Consider the following 22,676-nt stretch of genomic DNA (forward strand, 5'->3'; position numbering starts at 1 on the left):
GACGTCACTCCTGGGCGGCCGGCTCCAGGGTGAGCACGTCCTCACCGGCCGCGTCGACGGCGTCCGGGGTGAACGGCCACGGCAGCGTGTCGCCATCGGCCCACAGGTCGGTCTGGTCGGTGTAGTGGGCGTTGAACGGGTGGCCGGAGACGCCGGTGAGGCTGATCCAGCGCGACGCGTCGAGGTCGGCCAGCGAGACGACCATCCGCATGGACGGCGCACTGGTGACGGCGTACCCCCGCGCCGCGTCCCACGCGGTCGCGTCGACCGCCGCCGACCCGCCGCCGACCGTCCAGCCGCCGCGGTCGGTCAGGGACCGCAGCGGCCACGGGCCGTCCCGGCCGGGGGCATGCAGGGCGAGCCGGTGCAGGTGACCCCACGTCCACTCGTCGGGGTCGAGGGCCTGGCGACGGGTCAGGTCGTCGCGGGCGTTGCGCAGCGCGCGCTGCAAGATGTCGTCGCGCGTCTCCTGCACGTCCTCGGTGCGCTTGTCGTCCCACCACGGATCGGTGGGCCTCTCGAGCAGGCCGGCGACAGCCCCCATCCACCGGTCGCCGCCGTCGGGCCAGGCGGCCTCGGGCAGGTCGTCATGGAAGAGGGCGGCGAGCAGCTCGCGCCACACCACGTCGAAGTACGCCGCCGCCGCACTGTCGGCCGGCTGGTGGAAGTCCCAGTGCCGCAGCAGCCGCTGACCGGCGGAGTAGTAGCCGCGGGGCAGCCGCACGTCGAGCAGGTACGGCGTGAGCACCGACCCCATCGGGTCGAGGTCGTCGAGCTGCAGCTCGGACGTGCTCGCCACCGAGACCCCGCCGGCCTCGATCTGCCCCTGCAGCAGGTCGCGGATCCGCTGCGCCCGGAAGCCGAGATCCCAGTCCTCGCCCAGGTCGTAGGGGTAGTCGCCCCCGACCACCTGCTGGTTGGCGGCCACGATGGTCCCGTCCTCGGGGTCGAACAGCCGCGGCAGTCCGTCGAACGGCACGTGCTCGCCGGTCCAGTCGTTCTCCGGCTTCCAGCCCGCCACCGGGACCAGCCCGTCGTTGCCCGAGCGCCGGATCGGGATCCGGCCCGTCGCCTGGTAGCCGATGTGGCCGGTGCGGTCGGCGTACACCACGCTCTGCGCCGGCGCCTCGAACGAGGCCGCCGCCGTCCGGAAGGACTCCCAGTCGGTCGCGGCGTCGAGCGCGAGGATCGCGTCGGCGGTCCGGGTCGGGTGCAGCCCGGTCCAGTCGAGCGCGACCGCGTAGTCGCCGTCGGGCACGCCGGGCACCCGGGGCGGGTCGTGGCCGACGTCGGCCAGGTCGCTGTCGACGTCGGAGAGCAGGGGGCCGTGGGTCGTCGAGCGCACGGTGATCGTGACGTCGTCCCCGCCGTGCACGTGGATGGTCTCGGTCCGCGAGCGCAGTGGCCGCCAGCGTCGGTCGTAGCGCCAGCGGTCGCCGTCGACGCGCTCGAGGTAGAGGTCGCTGACGTCGGCGCCGAGGCTCGCGAAGCCCCAGGCGATGTCGGCGTTGTGGCCGATCAGGACGCCGGGGACACCGGAGACCGTGAAGCCAGCGACGTCGAGGGGACAGTCGGAGGTGACCGCCCGGCAGTGCAGCCCCATCTGCATCCAGACCCCGGGCACGGACGTGCCGAGATGAGGGTCGTCGGCCAGCACCGGGCCGCCGGTGGTCGTGTGGTCACCGGAGACGACCCAGGCGTTGCTGCCGAGGGCGTCGCCGCGCCCCAGCAGCGCCGGCATCCGGTCGAGCGCCGCGCGCAGCCGCGTGAGGGTCGCGCGGGCCTCCCCGCGGGTGCGGGTGAGGTACGCCGGGCGGCGCGGGTTGCGGGTGGTCGTCATCGTCGCGTCCTGCTCGAAGACGCCGTCGACGACCGCGCCCTGTCCCACGATCGGCGCGTGCTCGTCGGCCGGGTACGCCGGGTAGAGGTCGGCCACCTCGGCCGGCGTGTGCCCCGCGAGCGCGAGGGCTCGGTCGACCTCGTCGGTCAGGTTGCCACCCAGGTCCCAGGACATGGCCTGCAGCCAGGACAGCGAGTCGACCGGGGTCCAGTGCTCGGGTTCGTAGTCGAGCCCGTGCGCGTTCAGCACGGTGTACTCGACCGCGATCTGGCGCGGCGCGTGGGTGTCGAGGTAGGCGTTGACCCCCTCGGCGTACGCCTCGAGCGCCGCGCGCGTCTCCGGCTGCAGGAGCGCGAGCTCCTGCTCGGCCACCCGGCGCCAGCCGAGGGTGCGCACGTAGGCGTCGCTCGCCACCGCCGAGGACCCGAACATCTCGGCCAGCCGGCCGGCGGTCTCGTGACGGCGCACGTCCATCTCGAAGAAGCGCTCCTGGGCGTGCACGTAGCCCTGGGCACGCATCAGGTCCTCGACCGAGTCGCCGTAGAGCTGGGGGATGCCGTGGTCGTCGCGGACCACCTCGACCCGGCCGTCGAGGCCGGGGACGTCCACCGTGCCGGTCGTCTGCGGGAACGGCTCGCGCACGAGCTGCACGACGGTCACGAGCCCGGCGAGCAGCACCAGCACCAGGCCCGCGGCGACGTACGACGCGACCCGCACCAGGCGCGGCGCACCCCGGAAGCGCTGCCACCGCCCCCCGGGAGGGCTGTCCTTCGTCGCTGCTGACATGGTCGAGCCATTGTGCCGTGTCGTATCATTGGCACTCGCCAGGGTTGAGTGCCAGCAGTGGTCACCAGCAGCGGCAGAGCATCGACGAGAGTCCGGAGGAGAACCGTGCCGACCTACCAGTACGCCTGCACCGAGTGCGGCCACGCCTTCGAGGAGTTCCAGAGCTTCCACGACGACGCTCTCACGGAGTGCCCCGCCTGCGAGGGCCGGCTCCGCAAGCTGTTCAACGCGGTCGGTGTCGTCTTCAAGGGTTCGGGCTTCTACCGCACCGACAGCCGGTCGAGCAGCTCCGCCAGCGACACCGCGGCCCCCAAGTCCGACGCCAAGCCGGTGACCAAGACCGAGTCGAAGCCGGCCGTCGCCGCGAGCACCGCCTCCTCCGACTGACGGGTCCGCCCCAGGACCTGTGGAGAGCCGGCGCACCGCCGCCGGGATTCTCCTAGCGTCGCGGCATGCGCCGTGACCGCCTGCTCGCCCCGCTCCGCTCCGTACGCCGTGCGGTCCTGTCCCGACGCCGGCTGCTCGCGGCGCTGCTGACCGCCGTCGCGGTCGCCACCGGCATCCACGCCGCCGCCGCTCCCCCGCCCGCCACGGTCGAGGTCGTCGTGGCCGCCCACGACCTGCCCGCGGGCGGCATTCTCGAGCCGGGCGACCTGCGCACCGCCGGCTTCAGCCCGGGCTCAGACCCCCACGGCGCGACCCACGACGCCGGCGACCTCGTCGGCCGCACGCTGGCCGGCCCGCTGCGCGCGGGCGAGCCGGTGACCGACGTCCGCGTGGTCGGGCCCGCTCTGACCCAGGGCTACCCCGGCCTGTCGGCGGTGCCGGTGCGGCTCCCCGACCCGGGCATGGCCGACCTGTTGCGGGTCGGCGACGTGGTCGACCTGGTCTCGGCCGACCCGCAGGGCGGGGAGGCGGTGGTGGTGGCGTCGGCCGTCCCGGTGCTCGCGGTGCCCGCCGCCGCCGTCGACGCGGGTGCGTCCGGGCTCCCGGGCCGGCTCGTCGTGATCGGCGCTCCACCCGCCGACGTGCCGCGGATCGCGGACGCCTCTGCGCACACCTTCCTCAGCGTCGCCTTCCCCGACTAGCGTGCTGGGATGACCGGTTTCAAGAACTTCATCCTCCGCGGCAACCTCGTCGAGCTCGCCGTCGCCTTCATCATGGCCGGCGCCTTCGCGACCGTCGTCACCGCAACCGTCGGCCTGATCATGGATCTGATCGGGAAGGTCGGCGGAACTCCCGACTTCTCGACCTACTCCTGGCACGGGATCTCGATCGGCATCTGGTTGACCGCCGTCGTGTCGTTCCTCATCATCTCGGCGGTCGTCTACTACCTGATCGTGCTTCCCTACACGGCGGCGAAGGAGAAGTACTTCCCCAGCCCCGCTCCGGGCACGCCGGAGGACGTCAAGCTCCTCCAGGAGATCCGCGACCTGCTCGCCGCCCAGCAGGGCCGCCCGACCTCGGGCAACTCCGACATCGGGTAGTCCTCAGGAACCGTGGTGCGGGGGCACCTGCTCTCGCAACCACCGCTCGCTCGGCGACTCCGCTCCGGTCTGCCTCTCGGGGGCGGAGTCGTCGCGCCCGTCGCTCGTGGTGTCGGGCAGCACGTCGCCGAAGACCTCGGCCAGCCGCTTGCGACGCTCCCAGTCCGTCTCGGGACCCTTCCCGGTCACGTGCTCACTCACGTGCACAGCCCCGCGTCCTGGAGCGCCTGCTTGTCGGCCTCGCTCTTGCCGCCGCCCGAGCCCGATCCGGAGCCCGAGTTCGACCCGGGCAGGTTGCCGGCGCTGATGACGTCGCCGCTGAGCTTCTTGGTCAGCGGCTCGTCGCGGGCGACCTTCGCCCAGACCTGGCTGGCCTCCGGGTCCTTCCAGACCAGGCGGTTGGGGTCCGCGGGGTCGGGGATGTTCGGGATCGTCAGAAACTGGATGTTGTCCAGGCCGATGCCCTTGAACTCGATGCCGAGCTTGGCGATCTTCCAGACGTTCTTCAGGCCGGGGTCGACCGTCAGCGACTTGGTCGCGGAGTTGAGGAACGAGACCAGGTGGTCGGGGCGGGCCAGGGTGCCGGCGGTCACCACCTGGTGGGCCATCGACCCGATGAACGCCTGCTGCCGCTTCATCCGGCCGACGTCGGAGCCGTTGCCGACGACGTACCGCTCGCGCACGTAGTTGAGGGCCTCGTAGCCCTTGAGCTTGCGGGTGCCGGCCTCGATGTTGATGCCGTGGGCGGGGTCGACGATCGGCTGGGGTATGCACATCTCGACGCCGCCGATCGCGTCGACCATGCCGCGGAACCCCTCGAAGTTCACCACCACGAAGTGGTCGATCTTGATGTGGGTCAGCTGCTGGAACTGCTGGATCGTGCAGGCCGGCCCACCCAGGGAGTAGGCCTCGTTCCACATCACGCCGTCGGCGCCCGGGATCGTGTTGCCCTTCTCGTCGAGGCAGTCGGGCCGGTCCACGATCGAGTCGCGCGGGATGCTGATGCCGTAGGCGCGCTTCCGGTCGGCCGAGAGGTGGAACAGGATCGTGGTGTCCGAGCGCTGACCGCCGCCGGTGAGGTTGTCGATGTTGCAGCCCTGGCAGTCGCGACTGTCGGACCCCATGACCAGGACGTTCAGCGGTTCGTGCGGGCCCTCGACCGCCTGCTTGGTCGGCTGGTCGGTCAGCTGCTGGCTCACGTCGAGCACGTTGATGTTGTTGTTGAGGTGGCGGTAGAGCCACACCGTCCCGAGGCCGCTCGCCATCGCCAGCACGAGGGCCGAGGCGAGCAGCACCTTGCCGATCGTGTGCCGCTTGCGCGCCTTCCCCCGGCGTTTCGGGGCGCCGCTGTCCGGCTGAGCGCTCTCGGGCACAGCGTCGGACATGGCAACCTCGGGGTTCACGGGGACGGTCGGGGCAGGTCAAGGGGCAGGTCAAGGTGCAGGGCGAGGGTAGGTCGCGAACCTTAAGTGTCCCTGTGAGCGGCACCTCGGGACAAAATGAGCCGCCTGGGCGGTCCAGCCGTGTGGCGGCCGGTGGAGTCGTGGAACACTGTCCGCCGACGCCCGACCTCGGCCGGGCGGGGCCCCAGTAGCTCAGTGGATAGAGCAGCCGCCTCCTAAGCGAAAGGTCGCCAGTTCGACTCTGGCCTGGGGCACGACCAGATCGATGGAGCAGCCGCGCTCTGTCAAAATCTGGAAGCGAAAGGTCGCCAGTTCGACTCTGGCCTTGGGGCACGACCAGATCGATGGAGCAGCCGCGCTCTGTCAAAATCTGGAAGCGAAAGGTCGCCAGTTCGACTCTGGCCTGGGGCACGGCGTGGTCGATAGAGCAGCCGCGCTCTGTCCAAGTCCGGAAGCGAAAGGTCGCCAGTTCGACTCTGGCCTGGGGCACGGCGTGGTCGATAGAGCAGCCGCGCTCTGTCCAAGTCCGGAAGCGAAAGGTCGCCAGTTCGACTCTGGCCTGGGGCACGGCGTGGTCGATAGAGCAGCCGCGCTCTGTCCAAGTCCGGAAGCGAAAGGCCGCCAGTTCGACTCTGGCCTGGGCACGACCAGATCGATGGAGCAGCCGCGCTCTGTCCTAGTCTGGAAGCGAAAGGTCGCCAGTTCGACTCTGGCCTGGGGCACGACGTCGTCTGATCCGACCGATTCGGGGTGAGCGGGTATGGAGCGAACGCTGCTCGCCCTGCTCAGCTCTCTCCAGGGCACGACGGTCACGATCATCGACCGCGAGGGTCGCTTCCAGGTGCTCACCGAGACCTCGCTGGAGCAGCTCGGCCTCGACGAGTCCCCGGCCGACCAGGCCGAGATGTTGCAGCGGCGCACGCTGTACGGCGAGGACGGGGTCACCCCGCTCACCCTCGCGGAGCTCGCCGGCAGCCGAGCCCTCGCGGGTGAGGTCGTCGAGGACATGCTCGTCAGCGTGCGCGATCCCGGCGGCTCGGTGCGCTACCAGCGGATCAGCGCCGCGCCGCACGTCGACGGGGCCAGCGGGGCGATCGAGGGCGCGGTCATCATCGTCCGGGACGTCACCGACGAGCACGCCCTCGCACTGCGCGAGGCGGACCTTCGCCGCCGGCTCATCGACGTGATCAACCACCAGTTCCGGACGCCGCTGACCTCGATCCTCGGCAACATCGAGCTGCTCGAGGACATGGACGTCGACCTGCCGCCCGCCGCCGCGAAGAGCCTGGAGCGGGTGCTCTCGGCGAGCCGCAGGCTGGCGGACCTCACCCGCGCGGTCTCCGAGCTGGTCGACCTCGAGGCCGCGACCCGCGCGACCACCACCCACGCCGACCTGATGCACGTGCTGCGACCCGTGCTCGCGGCCCAGCAGCGCCGCGCGCTCGACCGCGGCATCACCCTGAGCGTCGACCTGCCCGAGCGCCTGACCGCGCTGGTCGACCGCGGCCTGATCGCCCGCGCGGTCGACGCGCTCGTGGAGAACGCCCTCGCCTACTGCCCCGGCGGCACCCACGTGACGGTCCGGCAGGCCGGCGGCGACGGCGGCGACGGCGACAGCGACACGCTGCAGCTCGTCGTCGAGGACGACGGCCCGGGCATACCGGTCGCCGACCGGGAGCGGCTCCTCGAGCCGTTCGAGGTCGGACCGGACGAGAGCGGGGTCGTGCACAGCCGGGGCCTGGGTCTGGCGCTCGCCGCGACCGTCGCGGCCGCACACGGAGGGCGGCTCGAGCTGGGGGACCACGTGCCGCACGGCCTGCGAGTCACGATGTCCCTCCCCAGGCGACCCCCGGTCCGCGGCGTGCCGGCGCCCTCCGGCTGAGCCGACGCGTCAGACGAGGGTCTCGAACCGCATGCCGGCGGCCTGGAGGCGGGCGATCAGGTTGTCCCCCATCGCCTGGGCCGTGGTGACCTGACCCGCCGTGGTCGGGTTGTCGTCGAGCGCGAGGCACAGCGCCGACTCGGCGAGCATCTTCGCGGTCTCGTCGTAGCCGGGGTCGCCCCCGGAGACCCGGGTGTGGATGGTGCGGCCGTCGCCCTCGCCGACGAAGTCGACGGTGAACCACGACTTCGATCGGCGGCGCTCGCTGGGGCCGTCGCCCTGCTTGACCCGGCCGAGGAGCACGTTGCGCAGCGGCGGCACCTGAGCGCTCGCGAACATCGCGGTGACCGCTGCGGCCCCACCCGCGGCGTACCGCAGGGTCTTGGTGCCGGCGTAGTGGGTGTAGGCGAAGTCCGGGCCGTACGCCGGGAGCGCGGCACCGCTGCGCGCCACGATGAACGGGTCGATCGTGGGCAGCGGGAGCAGCCAGTACCCCAGCAGCGAGTCGCGGTGCGGCTTGCCCGAGACGGCGCGGGAGCGGCGCCCCTCGGGGCGGGGCTCAGCGCGGCGGCGCTCCTGCATCGCCGCCCGCATCTGCCGGGCCCGCGAGAACTGGCCGAGCGCCGAGTGGAACGTGCCGCCCGAGAACGTGCCCGCCGAGCGGACGACGCCGCGCAGCCGCACCGGGCCGGTGGCAGCGAGCTGCTGCACGGTGTAGAGCGCGCCGAGGTCGTGCGGGATCGAGTCGAAGCCGCACGCGTGCACGATCCGGGCGCCGGTGCGTTCGGCGGTCGCGTGGTGGGCGAGGTACATCCGGTCGACGAACTCGGGCTCGCCGGTGAGGTCGACGTAGTCGGTGCCGGCCGCGGCACACGCCGCGACCAGCGGCTCGCCGTGCTCGAGGTAGGGCCCGACGGTCGTGATCACGACCCGGGTCCCGGCGGCCACGTCCGCGAGCGAGGCGGGATCGGTGACGTCGGCGTGCAGGAGCGCCAGGTCGCCCGCGACCGGGTCGATCGTCGCCAGGTGCCGGCGTACGGCCCCGAGCTTCTCCGGGTTGCGGCCGGCCAGCGCCCAGCGCAGCCCGGCGGGCGCATGCCGGGCGAGGTACTCGGCGGTGAGGCGCCCGGTGAACCCGGTGGCGCCGAACAGGACGATGTCGTACTCCCGGTCGAGCTCGCGTGCGTCAGCCATGAGCCCACCCTGCCAGGTTCTGACCGGTCCGCCGAGGGCGTCTCGACGTACCCTCGTCGCATGTGCCGCAACATCCGACCGCTCAACAACTTCGAGCCGCCGGCCACCCGCGACGAGGTCACCGCCGCCGCGCTGCAGTACGTGCGCAAGGTCAGCGGTACGACGAAGCCGTCGCAGGCCAACCAGGCGGCGTTCGACCGGGCGGTCGCCGAGATCGCCCACATCACCGAGCACCTGCTCGATGACCTGGTCACGGCCGCACCGCCGAAGGACCGCGAGGTTGAGGCGGCCAAGGCCCGCGCCAAGGCCCAGATGCGGTACGCCCGTTGACCCTGGCCACCGGCCCCGCCACGGCCCCGGACCTAGCCCCGGCCCTGGGCCTGCTCGCCGACCGGCCGCTGGTCGTGCTCACCGGCGCGGGGCTGTCCACCGACTCGGGCATCCCCGACTACCGGGGGCCGGGCGCCCCGGACCGTCGGCCGATGACCTACCAGGAGTTCGTGTCGGGGGCGCCCGCGCGCCAGCGGTACTGGGCCCGCAGCCACCTCGGCTGGGGCCGGATGCGTCAGGCCGAGCCGAACGCCGGGCACCACGCACTCGCGCGGATCGCCCCGGACCTGCTGATCACCCAGAACGTGGACGGCCTGCACGAGCGGGTCGGCACGCCACACCTGGTCGCCCTGCACGGCCGGATCGCCGACGTGATCTGCCTCGGCTGCCGGGCGACCACGTCCCGGGCCGAGCTCCAGACCCGGCTCACCGAGCTCAACCCCGGGTTCGCGGAGCGGCACGCCGCGGCCGCCGTACGGCCCGACGGTGACGTCGAGCTCGAGGAGACCACCGGCTTCGAGGTGCCCGAGTGCACCGGCTGCGGCGGCATCCTCAAGCCCGACGTCGTCTTCTTCGGCGAGAACGTGCCGGCGCCGCGCGTGGAGCGCTGCTACGCCGCGGTCGACGCGCTGGCCGGACGTGACGGCGCCCTGCTGGTGGCGGGGTCGAGCCTCACGGTGATGTCGGGGTTCCGGTTCGTACGCCGGGCCGCGCGGGCCGGCACGCCGGTGGTGATCGTCAACCGGGGTGCGACCCGCGGCGACGAGCATGCCGCCTGCACCGTCCACGCCGGGTGCAGCGAGTTCCTCACCGAGCTGGCGGCGCGCCGGACCTGATCGTCAGTCGCGCCGGTCGGGGTCGTGCGGGCGGGCGAGCTCGCCGAGCAGGTCGACGATCTCGTGGAGCGCCAGGTCGTGGGTCGACGGGTCGAGCCCGGCGATCCGCTCGCGGGCGAGGTTCTCGGGCAGGCGCGCGCCGAGCGCGAGCGTGTAGACGGTGTCCTCGGGCCAGAACCCGATGTCGATCACCTCGGCGGCGTAGAGCTCACCACGGTCGGTCTGCAGGACGACGGCCTCACCGTGGTCCAGGCCACGGGTCAGTGCGGTCGACGAATGGGAAATGACGAGCACGTGCTCGCCCGATATGCGGGCAGGGCTATTCAGCTCGATGAACTCCATTGACTTCCCCCACGTCGTCCACCCCCGACCGACGACATGCACGCCCAGGACGGACCCGCTTGCCGAAAAAGTACTCCGAGCATTTCCACGAGCGATGCACAGATTGGTAAAAGTATGGCAACACGAGCGCCCGCGATGTTGGTGCTCGAAAGTAAAACCTGCGGTGCGACTCAGAGCTTGCGGACGAAGATGTGGTCGGCGGCCTCCGGGACGATCTCGGCCGTCTCGCCCCCGGAACCGACCAGCACCCCCTCCTCGGTCGCCACCACCGTGATGGTCTTGTCCGGCAGGGCGCCCACCCGGCGCATCGCGCTCATCAGCACCTCGTCCTTCTGCATCTCCTCGGAGATGCGGCGCACCAGCACCCGCCCCTCGTCGGGCCCGGCGGCGCTCGACAGCGGCTCGACGCCCTCCATGAAGTGCTCCCCGGCCCCGTGGTCGCCGAGCTCGTCGAGGCCCGGGATCGGGTTGCCGTACGGCGACTCCGTGGGGTGGTCGAGCAGCTCGATCAGGCGGCGCTCCACCGTCTCGGACATCACGTGCTCCCAGCGGCAGGCCTCCTCGTGCACCAGCTCCCAGTCGAGGCCGATCAGGTCGGTGAGCAGGCGCTCGGCGAGCCGGTGCTTGCGCATCACCCGGGTCGCCAGACGCATCCCTTCGTCGGTGAGCTCGATGTGCCGGTCGCCCTGCACCGTCAGCAGGCCGTCGCGCTCCATCCGGGCGACGGTCTGGGAGACCGTCGGGCCACTCTGGTGCAGACGCTCGGCGATCCGGGCGCGCAGCGGGACGATGCCCTCCTCGACCAGCTCATAGATGGTCCGGAGGTACATCTCGGTGGTGTCGATCAGGTCACTCACCTGCCCATCCTCTCCTATTCACCAACCTGCTGGCATCGTGGACGCGATGCCCGATCCGACATCTGGACCGACGCCGGGACCGACGCCCGCGATCCACTGGTTCCGCCGCGACCTGCGACTGGGCGACAACCCTGCCCTGCTGGAGGCCGCGGCGGACGGCCCGGTGCTCCCGCTGTTCGTCCTCGACCCCGCCCTGTGGGGACCGGCGGGCCCGAGCCGGCGCGCCCACCTGACCGCGTCGCTGCACGCGCTCGACGCATCGTTGCGCGAGCTCGGTGCCCGGCTCTCGGTGCTGCGTGGCGACCCGGTGGCCCAGCTGGCCCTGGCCGTCCGCGAGGTCGGCGCGCGGCGGGTGCACGTCGCGGCCGACTACGGCCCGTACGGGCAGCGCCGGGACGCCGCGGTCGAGCAGGCTCTCACCCGCGCGGGTGCCGAGCTGGTGCGCACGGGCTCGCCGTACGCCGTGGCACCGGGGCGGGTGACCACGGGCGCGGGCGAGCCCTACCGGGTGTTCACGCCGTACCACCGGGCCTGGGCCGAGCACGGGTGGCGCGGCCCGGCCGGCACGCCCGAGGGGGCCGAGTGGCTGACGCTGCAGGAGGTCGCGGACCTCCCCCGCTCCGAGCCACCGGAGGGCCTGACGCTGCCCGAGGCCGGCGAGGCCGCGGCCCGGCGACGCTGGGCGGAGTTCCTCGACCGGGTCGACGGCTACGCGGAGGACCGCGACCGGCCCGGGGTCGAGGGCACCTCGCGGATGTCGGTGCACCTGAAGTGGGGCGAGATCCACCCCCGCACGATGCTCGCCGACCTGTCGAGGCTGGCCGGCGACGGAGCCACGACATATCGCAAGGAGCTGGCCTGGCGGGAGTTCTACGCCGACGTGCTGCACGCCCGGCCCGAGACCGCCCGGGACTACCTGCGGCCCGAGTTCGCCCGGATGCGCTACGACGAGCCCGGCACCCGGCTAGAGGCGTGGCAGGAAGGCCGCACGGGCTTCCCGCTCGTCGACGCCGGGATGCGACAGCTGCGCGCGACCGGCTGGATGCACAACCGGGTGCGGATGATCGTCGCGAGCTTCCTGGTCAAGGACCTGCACCTGGAGTGGCAGCACGGGGCCCGGCACTTCATGCGCTGGCTGGTCGACGCCGACCTGGCCTCCAACCAGCACGGGTGGCAGTGGACCGCCGGATGCGGCACGGACGCGTCGCCGTACTTCCGGGTCTTCAACCCGACCGCCCAGGGCCGCAAGTTCGACCCGCGCGGCGACTACGTGCGCCGGTGGGTGCCGGAGCTCGCCGCGGTGTCGGACCCGCACGACCCGGCCCCGACGGAACGGGCGGCCGCGGGCTACCCCGATCCGATCGTCGACCACCCGGCCGAGCGGCGCGAGGCGCTCGACCGCTGGGAGGAGATCCGCTGACTTTGGTCGGGGGCCACGGGCTACTCAGGGCCGATCCACCGGGCGCCTCCGGCTCGTAGCGTCGGAGGAGTGCGCACGGCCTGGCTCCCCGCCCTCGGGTTGTTCCTCCTGGCGCCGGTGTGTGCGGAGTACCTCTGGGGCTACGACGACAGCACGGGGCATCCGGCCACGCTGGTCGGCAACCTCGTCGTGTTCTCCCCGCTGTACGGCGCCCCGGCACTGCTGATCCGCGAGGCGGCCCGTCGGCGGGGGCTGGGGTGGCCGGGCCTGCTGCTCCTGGCCGGCGCGTTCGGGGTGGTGGAGGCCGGGCTGGTCGACCAGTCGATGTGGAGCACCGGCTACCGCGACATCCCGTACTGGTCCGACATGTCGGCGCCGACGTACCTCGCCCCCGTCGGCCTGAGCGTCTACCTGGCCGTGTCGTTCGTCGGCGGGCACGTGATCCTCAGCATCGGCTCGCCCGTCGCGCTCGTCGAGACGCTGAGCGGGCGCCGCCGCCACCAGCCGTGGCTCGGCCCGGTCACGCTCCCGGTCGTCGTCCTCCTGTACGCCGCAGCGTGCGTGCTGGTCGCGAAGGACGCCTACGACACCGGCGAGGCGAGCGCGACCTGGGGGCAGCTGGCCGGCTCCGCCGTGGCAGCCATCGCCCTGGTGGTCGCGGCCGTGGTCGTCGGCGGGCGCCCGGGCCCGATCGTCCCGGGACGGGTGCCGCGTCCCGGCGTGGTGGCGGCCGCGGCCGGGGTGGCCATGCTCGGCTGGGTCGCGATCCCACCGTCGCGGATCGGGACCACGCTGGTGGTCCTGCTGGCGCTCGGTGCCACTGGCGCCGTCGGGCAGCTCGCGGCGCGCGGAGACTGGAGCCAGCGGCACGTGCTCGCGCTCGCCGCCGGAGCGCTCCTGGCCGCCGGCGCCTACGCGTTCCTCACAACACCCATCGGGGACGTCAGCGACGCGCGGAAGTACGGCCACAACATCACGCTCCTGCTGCTGGTCGCTGCCCTGTGCGCCGCGGCAGCCCGGCGCGAGCGACGGGGTGGACCTCGGCGCGTCCGCATGCCAGCGTGAGGCCCTCCGGCCCGCGCCGCCGGTGCGCGCCGACCCCAGGAGGCCCCACGCATGGCTGATCTGCTCGTCCCACGCCGCTACTGCGGCCCCCCGTCCTCGGGCAACGGCGGCTGGACAGCAGGGGCCCTGGCGGCGCTCGTCGAGGCCGGCCCGGGCGCCGGGATCACGGTCTCGCTGCGCCGGCCACCGCCGCTGGACACCCCGATGCCCGTCTCGGTCGCCGAGGGCGTGACCCTGGCCAGCTGGGGCGAGGAGGTGGTCGCGCGCGCGGAGCTCACCGAGACGGAGCCGCCGCTGGCCGAGCCGGTGTCGCCCGAGGTGGCGCGCGCCGCCGAGGCGTCGTACGCCGGGCTCGGCTTCCACCCGTTCCCGACCTGCTTCTCCTGCGGGGTCGACCGGGCTGCCGGCGACGGGCTGCGGATCTTCCCCGGCCGGGTCGCGGACCAGGACGGCGCCGCGCGGGTCGCGGCGACCTGGACGCCCGGCCCCGACGTCGCCGACGAGGGCGAGGAAGCCCACGCGACGCTGCCGGTGACCTGGGCGGCGCTCGACTGCGTCGGCGGGTGGGCCGGCGACCTCGAGGAGCGGCTGATGGTCCTGGCCCGGATGACCGCGCGGGTGGACGCGCTCCCCCGGATCGGGGAGGAGCACGTGGTCGTCGGGCTGGCCGGCAGCGCCGAGGGCCGTCGTACCCACACCTCGTCGACCCTCTTCGACGCCGACGGGCGCGTCGTTGCGCGCGCCGAGCACGTGTGGGTCGCGGTCGATCCCGCGAACTTCCGATGATCCGCTCCCCTAAGATGGGCACCATGAATTTGAACGATCAAATGGAGGTCCCGGGCAGCGAGTGGTGGCGGCACGCCGTCACCTACCAGATCTACGTCCGCAGCTTCGCCGACGCCGACGGCGACGGCATCGGCGACCTGCCGGGGATCACCTCACGCCTCGAGCACGTGCGCGATCTCGGCGTCGACGCGATCTGGCTCAACCCCTTCTACACCTCCCCCCAGCACGACCACGGCTACGACGTCGCCGACTACTGCGACATCGATCCGCTCTTCGGCACCCTCGCCGACGCCGACACGATGATCGAGCGGGCCCACGAGCTCGGCCTGAAGGTGATCGTCGACCTGGTGCCCAACCACACCTCGCAGGACCACGTGTGGTTCCAGGCCGCACTGGCCGCCGGGCCCGGCAGCCCCGAGCGCGACCGCTACATCTTCCGCGACAGCCCGGACGGGCCGCCCAACAACTGGCACTCGGTCTTCGGCGGCCCGGCGTGGACCCAGGTCCCCGATGGCCAGTGGTACCTCCACCTCTTCGACTCCACCCAGCCCGACCTGAACTGGCGCAACCCGGAGGTCGGCGACATGTTCGTCGACGTGCTGCGGTTCTGGCTCGACCGCGGCGTCGACGGCTTCCGCGTCGACGTCGCCCACGGGCTCTACAAGGAGGAGGGCCTGCGCGACCAGCTGCGCCCCGAGCAGGAGGCCGAGAGCGACTCGATGGTCGAGCGGTCCGCGGTGGACGAGCCGATGTGGGACCAGCCCGAGGTCCACGAGGTCTACCGCCGCTGGCACGAGGTGCTCACGAAGTACGACGGCGACCGGATGATGGTCGCCGAGGCGTGGACCCAGAGCGCGGAGTCGATGGCGCGCTACATCCGGCCCGACGAGTTCAGCCAGGCGTTCAACTTCGCCTGGCTGCTCGCCCCGTGGTCGGCCGCGGAGTTCGCGAAGGTCATCACCAGCACGTTCGAGGCCGTCGAGCACGTCGACGCCTCACCCACCTGGGTGCTGTCCAACCACGATGTCGACCGGCACCCGAGCCGCTACGGCGGCGGCGCGACCGGCCTGGCCCGCGCCCGGGCGGCCACGCTGACGATGCTCGCCCTGCCCGGCTCGGCGTACATCTATCAGGGCGAGGAGCTCGGGCTGGAGCAGGTCGAGGTCGAGCCGGAGTTCCGCCAGGACCCGTCCTGGTTCCGCACCGGCAAGCCCGGGCGCGACGGCTGCCGCGTGCCGCTGCCCTGGAGCGGGTCGACCCCACCGTTCGGCTTCGGACCGGGCGCGGGCCAGCCGTGGATCCCCCAGCCCGCGGAGTGGGCCGACCTCACGGTCGAGGCCGAGGCGGCCGACCCCGACTCGACGCTCGCGTTCTACCGTGCGGCGCTGGCCGCCCGCCGCGAGTTCTCCGAGACCGCCGGCGAGCACGTCGAGATGGTCGAGGCGGGCGAGGACGTGCTGTGCTTCCGCCGGGGACCGGTGACCGTGGTGCTCAACTGCGGCACCGAGCCGGTCGAGCTCCCGTCCGGCTCCGTGCTGATCTCCAGCGGCCCGGTCGGCAGCACGCTGCCCCCCGACACCGCCGTCTGGCTCGGCTGAGCGCAGGCCTCCGGCTCAGCGCTCGCGGCTCAGGGGAGCGCCCGCTCGGGCGGGTGCTCCTCGAGCGCCAGGTTGTAGCGGCGCAGCAGCTCCAGGAACGACGTGAGGTCCTCCTCGGACCAGTCGTCGAGGCGCTCGTCGAGCCACCGTCGCCGCTCGTCCGCGACGGCCGACATCCGGCCGACCGCGGTCGCGCCCGCGGAGATCAGCGTCGCGCGGCCGTCGGCCGGGTCCGGCGTACGGTCCACCAGGTCGAGGTCGACCAGGTGCTGCACCTGACGGCTGATCGCGCCCTTGTCGATGCCGAACGCGTCGGCCATCACCGAGGCGCGCTGGGGCCCGTGGTGGAGCAGCCAGGACAGCATCAGGTACGACGAGGAGGGCAGCTCGGGGTGGACGGCCTGCGCGCGCTCGCGCAGCACCCGCCGGATCCGGCGGATCATCACCCCGACCTCCTGCTCCAGGCCGCGGAGCAGGTCGGTGCGGGGCGTGGCCTCGGTCATGACCTCGCTCACGACTTGATCGCGATCGCGGAGTGCAGCTCGGCGGCCACCTCGGGGGAGGCCTCGGCCTCGGCCTCGAGGTTGGAGGTGCGCAGCGGCACCTCGCGGATGAAGAGCACGCACAGGAGGGCGATCAGCGCGCAGGGCGCCGTCACCAGGAAGATGTGGCCGAACGAGGTGCCGAACGCGTGCTCCCAGATGCTCTGCTCCCAGCCGGGCAGTGACGCGACGTCGGGCACCGCGTGGCTGCCCGCGTCGAACGACGGCGGCCGCTGGGCGGCTACGTAGCCGTCGGTGACCTGGCTGGCGACCTGGTGGCTCAGCAGAGCGCCCAGCACCGACACCCCGATCGACCCGCCCATCGAGCGGAAGAACGCGACGACCGAGCTGGCGGCTCCCATGTCGGCCATCGTGACGTTGTTCTGGACCGACAGCACGAGGTTCTGCATGGTGGCGCCCAGGCCGACGCCGAGGATCGCCATGAAGCCGGCGATCACGACCAGGTTCGTCGTCTCGTCGATCGTGCCCAGCAGGGCCAGACCGATCACGACGAGCACCATGCCGCCGACCAGCCACCGCTTCCACACGCCGGTGTCGCTGATGATCCGGCCGCTGACGACGCTGGAGACGAACAGGCCGCCGACCATCGCGATCGACATCAGACCGGCCTCGGTCGGGCTCATCCCGCGCGCGCTCTGGAAGTACTGACTCAGGTAGACCGTGGAGCCGAACATGGCCACGCCGATCATCACCGACGCGACCGTGGCCAGCGCCGTGGTGCGGTCGCGGAACAGTCGCAGCGGGATCACCGGCTCGACCGCCACCCTGGCTTCGACGTACACCGCGGCGATCAGCATCGCCAGGCCCGCAGCGACCAGCAGCGCCGTGGTGCCGGAGGTCCAGGCGAACTGGTTGCCGGCCAGGCTCACCCACACCAGCAGGGTCGACACGCCGCCGACCAGGAGCGTGGCGCCGAGGTAGTCGATGCGGACCGGCCGCTTGACGACCGGCAGGTGCAGGGTCTTCTGGAGGAGGAAGAACGCCGCGACGGCGATCGGCAGGCCCACGAAGAAGCAGCCGCGCCACCCGAGAGCGGAGTCGACGATGACACCGCCGATCAGCGGGCCGCTCACGGTCGCCAGCGCGAACACCGCACCGAGGTAGCCGGAGTAGCGGCCGCGCTCACGCGGCGAGATCATCGTGGCGATCACGACCTGGACCAGCGCGGTGAGGCCACCGACGCCGAGGCCCTGGACGGCGCGGGCGCCGATCAGCACCTCCATGCTGGGTGCGAAGGCGGCGATCAACGAGCCGATGATGTAGATGACCAGCGCGAGCTGGACGAGCAGCTTCTTGCTGAAGAGGTCGGAGAGCTTGCCCCAGATCGGGGTGGTCGCGGTCATCGCGAGCATCGTCGAGACGACGACCCACGTGTAGCCGGTCTGGCTGCCGTCCAGGTCGCTGACGATGCGCGGCAGCGCGTTGGTGACGACGGTGCTCGAGAGCATCGCGACGAACATCGCGAGCAGCAGGCCGCTGAGCGCCTCGAGGATCTCGCGGTGCGACATCTGCCCGGCCTCCTCGGCCGAGGAGGGAGTCGACGTCGGGCGTACGGGTGGGACCTGGGACACGGGGGCTCGCTTCACGACACATAGAAGGTTGTCGTGGGCAACTATATTCCCGATTGGTTGACCTGGCCAACCAACGTCGCGTGACGGAACCGATCAGTCGCTCTCGGACCCCGTGTCGAGGGCGCGGGCCAGGTTGGCGATGACGTCCTCGCTGGGGGAGGCCGCCTGGCGGTTGGTCTCCTCGAGCTGGGCGAGCAACTCGGCGCGGTGGACCTTCACCGAGCGGGGGGCCTCGATGCCGACCCGGACGACGTCTCCTCGCACCTCGAGGATCGTCACCACGACGTCGTCGCCGAGCACGACGCTCTCTCCGGCACGACGACTGAGAACCAGCATGCGAGCACGCTACCTGGCGCAGCCGAGCGTTGGGGCCCGGCAGGCCGTTGGTGGTCGCGCCACCTCGCGCCGGCTGGCACGGCCGGGCGCCTGGCCCGGCCGCCCGTTCAGGAGATCAGCGGGGCCGCGAGCGACAGGTCCGCGTCATCGAGCACGATCTGTCCCCCGCGCAGGCTCACGGTGTTGACCAGCACCGGCGCGGCCAGGTTGGCCGTGGTCGACGACAGCGAGGTGCCGGCGTTGAGCACGACGAGCAGCAGCACGTCCTCGGCCGACCGGATCTCGAGCTCCGTCAGGACGTCGTCGTCCACGACAGGTGCGTAGTCGGGGAAGAAGCGATGCGGCGGCACCACCAGGAAGCTCACCCCGGGCTGGTCGACCGACGTCAGCCGACACAGGTCGCCAGCGTCGTCGAGACGGACGAGCGCGAACTCGCGCAGGTCCTGGAAGCCCGGCATCGGGCGCACCAGTTCGATCACCGGCAGGTCGGTCTCGTGGGCAGGCATCGCGGCCATCATGGCACCGGCGGTCATCGGAGGAAGTCCAACAGGCTGGGCTGCATCACCCGAGCGGTGGCGGAGAGCGCGGCCTGGTAGCCCACCTCCTGCAGCTTGAGGTCGACGCTCGCCTTGACCAGGTCGGTGTTCTCGACCTCGGAGAGCGACGAGGTCAGCCGGAGCTCGGCGTCGCTCGCGGCGTCGCGGGCCTGCTCGACCCGCTTGGTCCGAGCACCGATGTCGGCCTGGGCGTTGGTGACCCGTTCGCGATCCTTCTCGACCACGCCGACCGCGGCACTGATCCCCGCGGCATCACCGGTCTTGAGGGCGACGGACAGCGCGGACAGGTGGTCGAAGACCGAGTCACCGTCAGCGCCGAACACCGTGGGTCCCTCGACGTCCACCCGCACGGTCGCACCGTCGGACACCGAGCGGAGCACACCCGAGGTCGCATCGGTCGGGAGGTACTTGATCTTCGTGGGATCCAGAGTGTCGGGCCCATAGGCGACGGCGTCGTTGGTGACGCCGCCGAAGATCGGCCGGTTGAGGTACGCCGCGTTCGCCGTCGACACGAGACCCTGCCGGATCTGGTCGACCTCGGTCGCGAGCGCGTCGCGGGCCTGCTGTCCCATGCTGCCGTCGTTCGCCCCTTGCAGCGCGATCTCGTGAGCCCGGCGGAGCTGGTCGGTCGCACTCGAGAGGGTCGAGTCGGCCTGGTTGAGCCAGCCGAGGCCGTCGTTGGCGTTGCGGACGTACTGCTGCTGCTCCACGACCGAGGCCCTGATCCGCATCGCGGACGTCGCGCCCGTCGGGTCGTCCGAGGGCCGGTTGATCACCCGGCCGGTGGTGAGCTGCTCCTGGACCTTCGCGAGCCGGTTGAGCCCGGCCTGCAGACCGCTCTGAGCGCCGCGGTTCATCATCCCCTGGGTCATGCGCACCGTGGTCATCAGTGCACCAGCCCGGTCCGGTTGATCAGTGTGTCGAGCACCGAGTCCAGCGTCGTCATGACGCGAGCGGCGGCCTCGTACGCGTGCTGAGCCGAGATCATGTTCACTGTCTCCTCGTCGAGACTGACCCCGGCGAGCTGCTCGCGAGCGGAGTCGACCTGGTCGGTGAGGGCCTGCTGGTTCTTGGCGAGCTGACGGGCAGCCGCCACCTTGCTGCCGAACCCGTTGACGAGCTGCTGGTACTGGTCGTCGACGTTCACCGCCTTGATCAGCTCGGCGGCGTTGTTGCCGTCCTTGCCGCCGCCGGCGATCGCCGAGACAGCGATCTTGGAGGCGTCGGTGATCGCGACGACGAGGTTGCCGCTCGCGTCGAAGTCGAAGATCTTGTCGCCGGGCGCACCCGAGGCGTCGAACCCCTTCTTCTGCGCCGCCTCGACGTTGTCGGCGAGCGACTTCGCCACCGCCATGAGCCCGGCCTTGTACGTCGGCAGCGTGTCGGTGATGACCTGGGTGGTGGCCCCGAGGTCGCCGCCGAGAGTCGTGATCGGGGTCGTGAGATCGGACGTGAACGCCACCGTGTCCCCGGCCGTGACGGCGAGCTGCGCCGCGGTGCTGCCCGACACGAGGGGCTTGCCGTCGAGCTCGACCAGCATGCCGCCGTCGTCCTGGACGGTGGCCTTCGCGCCGGTCAGCTCCGAGAGCCGGAGGGCGAGGGCATCGCGCTCGTCCATCAGCGTGGTCGTGTCGGAGCTTCCGTTGAGCGCCGCCGAGATGGTCCGGTTGGTCGCCGCCAGCTCGGTCGCCACCGAGTTCACCTCGTTCACCGAGGCGAGCAGGTGCGCACGCTGGTCCCCGAGCTCGTCGTCGAGGTGCGCGGACTGCAGCCCGACAGCGTCGACGATGGTCTTCGCTGCCTCGAGGGCCTGGCTGCGCGCCGCCGCGCTGCCGGGGGCGTTGCCGAGGTCGGCCAGCGTCTTGCGGAAGTCCGCGAGCGCCGCCGAGATCCCGGAGGGGCCGGGCTCCGCAAGGCCGGTCTCGATCCGGTCGAGGGCGTTGGCCACGGTGTCGAGGTTGGTCTGGCGTCCGTGCTCACGACGCACCCGGCTGTCGAGCAGCGTGTCGGTCATCCGGTCGACGCGGGAGGCCTGCACCCCGCTGCTGGTCTCGGTGGAGCGCGACCACCGCGCCGGCGCGCTCGCGGCGCCGAGGGTCTCACCCACGACCCGGCGGCGCACGTAGCCGTCGGTGCCGACGTTCGCGACGTTGGTGCTCGCGATGTCGAGCGCGGTCTGCTGGTAGCGCAGCGCGGTCAGCGCGGTGTTGATCGAGGCGAAGGAGCCGGCCACCTCACAGGCTCCTGTCCAGGTACGCCGGCGCGCCGACAGCGACCGCCACCGCGCCGGCGGCGGTGTAGGTCGGTGCGTCGTTGCCCAGGCCCAGGAGCGACTCGTGCGCAGCCCGGAGACCGGCCGAGATGAGGCTCCGGCTCACGTCGGCCGCCCGCACGATGTCGTCGCTGAGCGTGGCGAATGCCTCGCGGTGCTCGGCCAGGATCGAGGCCCACGGCTCGTCGGCGACGGCCACCAGGGCGCGCAGGCTCGGGTTGGGGCCGAGCCCGACCCCGGCTGCCGCCTCGTCCGCTGCCACCGCACGCAGCAGCTCGATCTCGCGGACCTGCCGTGCCGCATCCTCGACGTCACGGGCCGCGGCGGGGAGCCACCGGGTCCGCCCGCTGGACATCACCAGCGCCTCCGTCTCGAGCCGGTACAGCAGGCCCTCCAGGAGCTCTCGCTCCCGCCAGAGGACCCACGTCAGCTTCTCCACGATGCCGCTCTCCTGTCAGATCGGTTTCTCGGTGCGAGAGTCCAATCGGACGGCCCGGGCCGTTGCTGAGGGGTTCTGGCGCGTCTCGCGCGAGAGACGCGGTGGGAATCTCGGGATCAGATCGGACGCGTTTCCGGCGTGTCGGTAAAGGGATCCTGGACCAATGGGGTGTAGGGGTCGGGACCAAGGTCACCCGTCAACTACCCGCCAGTCGGTGCACACTGTGTTGCGTGAGCGCGCACAGCATGACCCCCGAGGTCGAGGCGATGATCGTCAGCAACACGGCACTGGTCGGACACATCGTCCGCGAGACCATGAGCCGCGTCCCGTCGCACGTCGACCGCGACGACCTGACCTCCGCCGGGCTGTTCGCCCTCGTCCAGGCCGCCCAGGCGTTCGACAGCGATCGAGGTGTGCCGTTCAACCGCTACGCCGCGACCCGGGTCCGCGGTGCCATCGTCGACGAGCTGCGCAGCATCGATTGGGCGTCTCGGTCCGTACGCCGCCGTTCCCGTGAGCTCGACGCCACGCGGTCGCGGCTGGCGACCCTACTCGGCCGGCCCGCCACCCAGGCCGAGGTCGCCGACGCAGCGGGCCTGAGCGTCGGAGAGGTGGTCGGCAACGACGACGACATCGCCCGGGCCCAGGTGCTCTCGTTGCACGCCTCCGAGGACGACGGCATCGGCGAGACCCTGGTCGGCAACGCTCCCGACCCGCAGCGGGCGCTGGAGCACGGCGAGCGGCTGACCTACCTGACCGAGGCCGTCGCCGAGCTCCCCGAACGCCTCCGGCTCGTCGTGGAGCAGTACTTCCTCAACGAGCGGCCGATGGCCGAGATCGCGGAGACGCTCGGTGTCACCGAGTCGCGCATCTCCCAGCTGCGCGCCGAGGCGCTGGTGCTGCTGCGCGACGCGCTCAACCACGAGCTGGACCCGGACCTGCTGACGGCCCACGCCCGGCCCGACGGCTGCGCCGCCAAGCGGCGCGAGGCGTACTTCGCCGCGGTGGCGAACCGGCACAGCGCCGGCCTGCGGAGGTACGCGCCCCAGCCCACGAACGAGTCGGTGTCTGCCAGCGCGTAGCCCGCTCGTCCCCGAGCTCTGCCCCTGAGG

24 protein-coding genes and 1 tRNA gene are annotated in these 22,676 nt (G+C 72.1%); 12 read left to right on the plus strand and 13 right to left on the minus strand.

Annotated elements, in window-relative coordinates:
• Positions 1 to 4 precede the first annotated feature (4 nt).
• Positions 5 to 2,626, minus strand: a complete 2,622-nt coding sequence (locus AC3ANS_RS19570) for a penicillin acylase family protein (protein ID WP_488293248.1) — start codon at positions 2,624 to 2,626, stop codon at positions 5 to 7.
• Between the two features lie 105 nt (positions 2,627 to 2,731).
• On the opposite strand from AC3ANS_RS19570, the gene AC3ANS_RS19575 reads away from it, so the two are divergent.
• The 3 genes from AC3ANS_RS19575 (at position 2,732) to AC3ANS_RS19585 (ending at position 4,113) form a co-directional block, all read left to right on the plus strand.
• Positions 2,732 to 3,013, plus strand: coding sequence for an FmdB family zinc ribbon protein (locus AC3ANS_RS19575; RefSeq protein ID WP_488293249.1), 282 nt, complete (start codon positions 2,732 to 2,734; stop codon positions 3,011 to 3,013).
• A gap of 65 nt (positions 3,014 to 3,078) precedes the next feature.
• Complete coding sequence (locus tag AC3ANS_RS19580) at positions 3,079 to 3,714, plus strand: SAF domain-containing protein (RefSeq protein WP_488293250.1); 636 nt, start codon at positions 3,079 to 3,081, stop codon at positions 3,712 to 3,714.
• A gap of 9 nt (positions 3,715 to 3,723) precedes the next feature.
• A complete protein-coding gene (locus AC3ANS_RS19585; RefSeq protein WP_488293251.1) occupies positions 3,724 to 4,113 on the plus strand; it encodes an MscL family protein in 390 nt (129 codons plus the stop codon).
• Positions 4,114 to 4,116: 3 nt separating this feature from the next.
• Here AC3ANS_RS19585 and AC3ANS_RS19590 read toward each other — a convergent pair whose 3' ends face one another.
• Both AC3ANS_RS19590 and AC3ANS_RS19595 read right to left on the minus strand, forming a co-directional pair.
• On the minus strand, positions 4,117 to 4,314 hold the full coding sequence (locus tag AC3ANS_RS19590) for a hypothetical protein (RefSeq protein WP_488293252.1): 198 nt from the start codon (positions 4,312 to 4,314) through the stop codon (positions 4,117 to 4,119).
• On the minus strand, positions 4,311 to 5,498 hold the full coding sequence (locus AC3ANS_RS19595) for an LCP family protein (protein WP_488293253.1): 1,188 nt from the start codon (positions 5,496 to 5,498) through the stop codon (positions 4,311 to 4,313). The genes AC3ANS_RS19590 and AC3ANS_RS19595 overlap by 4 nt, the downstream gene beginning before the upstream one ends.
• A 199-nt stretch (positions 5,499 to 5,697) precedes the next feature.
• Between AC3ANS_RS19595 and AC3ANS_RS19600 the strand changes: the two genes are divergently transcribed.
• Together AC3ANS_RS19600 and AC3ANS_RS19605 are read left to right on the plus strand one after the other, a co-directional pair.
• Positions 5,698 to 5,770: transfer RNA gene (locus tag AC3ANS_RS19600), tRNA-Arg, on the plus strand.
• A 506-nt stretch (positions 5,771 to 6,276) separates the two neighbouring features.
• The gene (locus AC3ANS_RS19605; RefSeq protein ID WP_488293254.1) at positions 6,277 to 7,398 is read left to right on the plus strand and encodes a PAS domain-containing sensor histidine kinase; all 1,122 of its coding nucleotides are present in this window, start codon (positions 6,277 to 6,279) and stop codon (positions 7,396 to 7,398) included.
• Between the two features lie 9 nt (positions 7,399 to 7,407).
• Here AC3ANS_RS19605 and AC3ANS_RS19610 read toward each other — a convergent pair whose 3' ends face one another.
• Positions 7,408 to 8,592, minus strand: coding sequence for a saccharopine dehydrogenase family protein (locus AC3ANS_RS19610; RefSeq protein ID WP_488293255.1), 1,185 nt, complete (start codon positions 8,590 to 8,592; stop codon positions 7,408 to 7,410).
• A 60-nt stretch (positions 8,593 to 8,652) separates the two neighbouring features.
• Here AC3ANS_RS19610 and AC3ANS_RS19615 point away from each other — a divergent pair, with 60 nt between their 5' ends.
• Positions 8,653 to 8,922, plus strand: coding sequence for a DUF2277 domain-containing protein (locus AC3ANS_RS19615; RefSeq protein ID WP_488293256.1), 270 nt, complete (start codon positions 8,653 to 8,655; stop codon positions 8,920 to 8,922).
• Complete coding sequence (locus AC3ANS_RS19620) at positions 8,919 to 9,758, plus strand: Sir2 family NAD-dependent protein deacetylase (protein ID WP_488293257.1); 840 nt, start codon at positions 8,919 to 8,921, stop codon at positions 9,756 to 9,758. Before AC3ANS_RS19615 ends, AC3ANS_RS19620 begins: the two co-directional genes overlap by 4 nt.
• Before the next feature lie 3 nt (positions 9,759 to 9,761).
• Here AC3ANS_RS19620 and AC3ANS_RS19625 read toward each other — a convergent pair whose 3' ends face one another.
• Together AC3ANS_RS19625 and AC3ANS_RS19630 are read right to left on the minus strand one after the other, a co-directional pair.
• Positions 9,762 to 10,100: a hypothetical protein gene (locus AC3ANS_RS19625; protein ID WP_488293258.1), complete on the minus strand. Its 339-nt coding sequence runs from the start codon at positions 10,098 to 10,100 to the stop codon at positions 9,762 to 9,764.
• A gap of 170 nt (positions 10,101 to 10,270) precedes the next feature.
• Complete coding sequence (locus AC3ANS_RS19630) at positions 10,271 to 10,957, minus strand: iron-dependent transcriptional repressor DtxR (RefSeq protein ID WP_488293259.1); 687 nt, start codon at positions 10,955 to 10,957, stop codon at positions 10,271 to 10,273.
• Between the two features lie 46 nt (positions 10,958 to 11,003).
• Here AC3ANS_RS19630 and AC3ANS_RS19635 point away from each other — a divergent pair, with 46 nt between their 5' ends.
• The 4 genes from AC3ANS_RS19635 to AC3ANS_RS19650 all read left to right on the plus strand — a co-directional run bounded on the left by AC3ANS_RS19635 (position 11,004) and on the right by AC3ANS_RS19650 (position 15,826).
• Positions 11,004 to 12,377: a cryptochrome/photolyase family protein gene (locus AC3ANS_RS19635; RefSeq protein ID WP_488293260.1), complete on the plus strand. Its 1,374-nt coding sequence runs from the start codon at positions 11,004 to 11,006 to the stop codon at positions 12,375 to 12,377.
• 69 nt (positions 12,378 to 12,446) lie between these two features.
• Positions 12,447 to 13,442 carry a hypothetical protein gene (locus AC3ANS_RS19640; protein ID WP_488293261.1) on the plus strand — a complete coding sequence of 332 codons (996 nt, stop codon included), beginning with the start codon at positions 12,447 to 12,449 and terminating at the stop codon, positions 13,440 to 13,442.
• A 51-nt stretch (positions 13,443 to 13,493) separates the two neighbouring features.
• Entirely contained in the window at positions 13,494 to 14,228 is a 735-nt protein-coding gene (locus tag AC3ANS_RS19645; protein ID WP_488293262.1) for a hotdog family protein, read from the plus strand.
• A gap of 41 nt (positions 14,229 to 14,269) precedes the next feature.
• A complete protein-coding gene (locus AC3ANS_RS19650; protein ID WP_488296532.1) occupies positions 14,270 to 15,826 on the plus strand; it encodes a glycoside hydrolase family 13 protein in 1,557 nt (518 codons plus the stop codon).
• 29 nt (positions 15,827 to 15,855) lie between these two features.
• Here AC3ANS_RS19650 and AC3ANS_RS19655 read toward each other — a convergent pair whose 3' ends face one another.
• The 7 genes from AC3ANS_RS19655 to flgN form a co-directional block, all read right to left on the minus strand.
• Positions 15,856 to 16,341, minus strand: coding sequence for a MarR family winged helix-turn-helix transcriptional regulator (locus AC3ANS_RS19655; protein ID WP_488293263.1), 486 nt, complete (start codon positions 16,339 to 16,341; stop codon positions 15,856 to 15,858).
• Positions 16,338 to 17,960 carry an MDR family MFS transporter gene (locus tag AC3ANS_RS19660; protein WP_488293264.1) on the minus strand — a complete coding sequence of 541 codons (1,623 nt, stop codon included), beginning with the start codon at positions 17,958 to 17,960 and terminating at the stop codon, positions 16,338 to 16,340. Before AC3ANS_RS19660 ends, AC3ANS_RS19655 begins: the two co-directional genes overlap by 4 nt.
• A 93-nt stretch (positions 17,961 to 18,053) precedes the next feature.
• Positions 18,054 to 18,296 carry a carbon storage regulator CsrA gene (csrA, locus tag AC3ANS_RS19665; protein ID WP_488293265.1) on the minus strand — a complete coding sequence of 81 codons (243 nt, stop codon included), beginning with the start codon at positions 18,294 to 18,296 and terminating at the stop codon, positions 18,054 to 18,056.
• 107 nt (positions 18,297 to 18,403) lie between these two features.
• Positions 18,404 to 18,829: a flagellar assembly protein FliW gene (gene fliW, locus AC3ANS_RS19670; RefSeq protein WP_488293266.1), complete on the minus strand. Its 426-nt coding sequence runs from the start codon at positions 18,827 to 18,829 to the stop codon at positions 18,404 to 18,406.
• The gene (locus AC3ANS_RS19675; RefSeq protein ID WP_488293267.1) at positions 18,826 to 19,740 is read right to left on the minus strand and encodes a flagellin N-terminal helical domain-containing protein; all 915 of its coding nucleotides are present in this window, start codon (positions 19,738 to 19,740) and stop codon (positions 18,826 to 18,828) included. Before AC3ANS_RS19675 ends, fliW begins: the two co-directional genes overlap by 4 nt.
• Positions 19,740 to 21,086 (minus strand): flagellar hook-associated protein FlgK, encoded by a 1,347-nt coding sequence (gene flgK / locus AC3ANS_RS19680; RefSeq protein WP_488293268.1) that lies wholly within the window; start codon positions 21,084 to 21,086, stop codon positions 19,740 to 19,742. The genes AC3ANS_RS19675 and flgK overlap by 1 nt, the downstream gene beginning before the upstream one ends.
• Position 21,087: 1 nt before the next feature.
• Complete coding sequence (gene flgN / locus AC3ANS_RS19685) at positions 21,088 to 21,564, minus strand: flagellar export chaperone FlgN (RefSeq protein ID WP_488293269.1); 477 nt, start codon at positions 21,562 to 21,564, stop codon at positions 21,088 to 21,090.
• 230 nt (positions 21,565 to 21,794) lie between these two features.
• On the opposite strand from flgN, the gene AC3ANS_RS19690 reads away from it, so the two are divergent.
• Entirely contained in the window at positions 21,795 to 22,646 is an 852-nt protein-coding gene (locus AC3ANS_RS19690; RefSeq protein ID WP_488293270.1) for a sigma-70 family RNA polymerase sigma factor, read from the plus strand.
• The last annotated feature ends 30 nt before the right edge of the window (positions 22,647 to 22,676 follow it).

Source organism: Nocardia sp. 149-1B, from assembly GCF_057747975.1.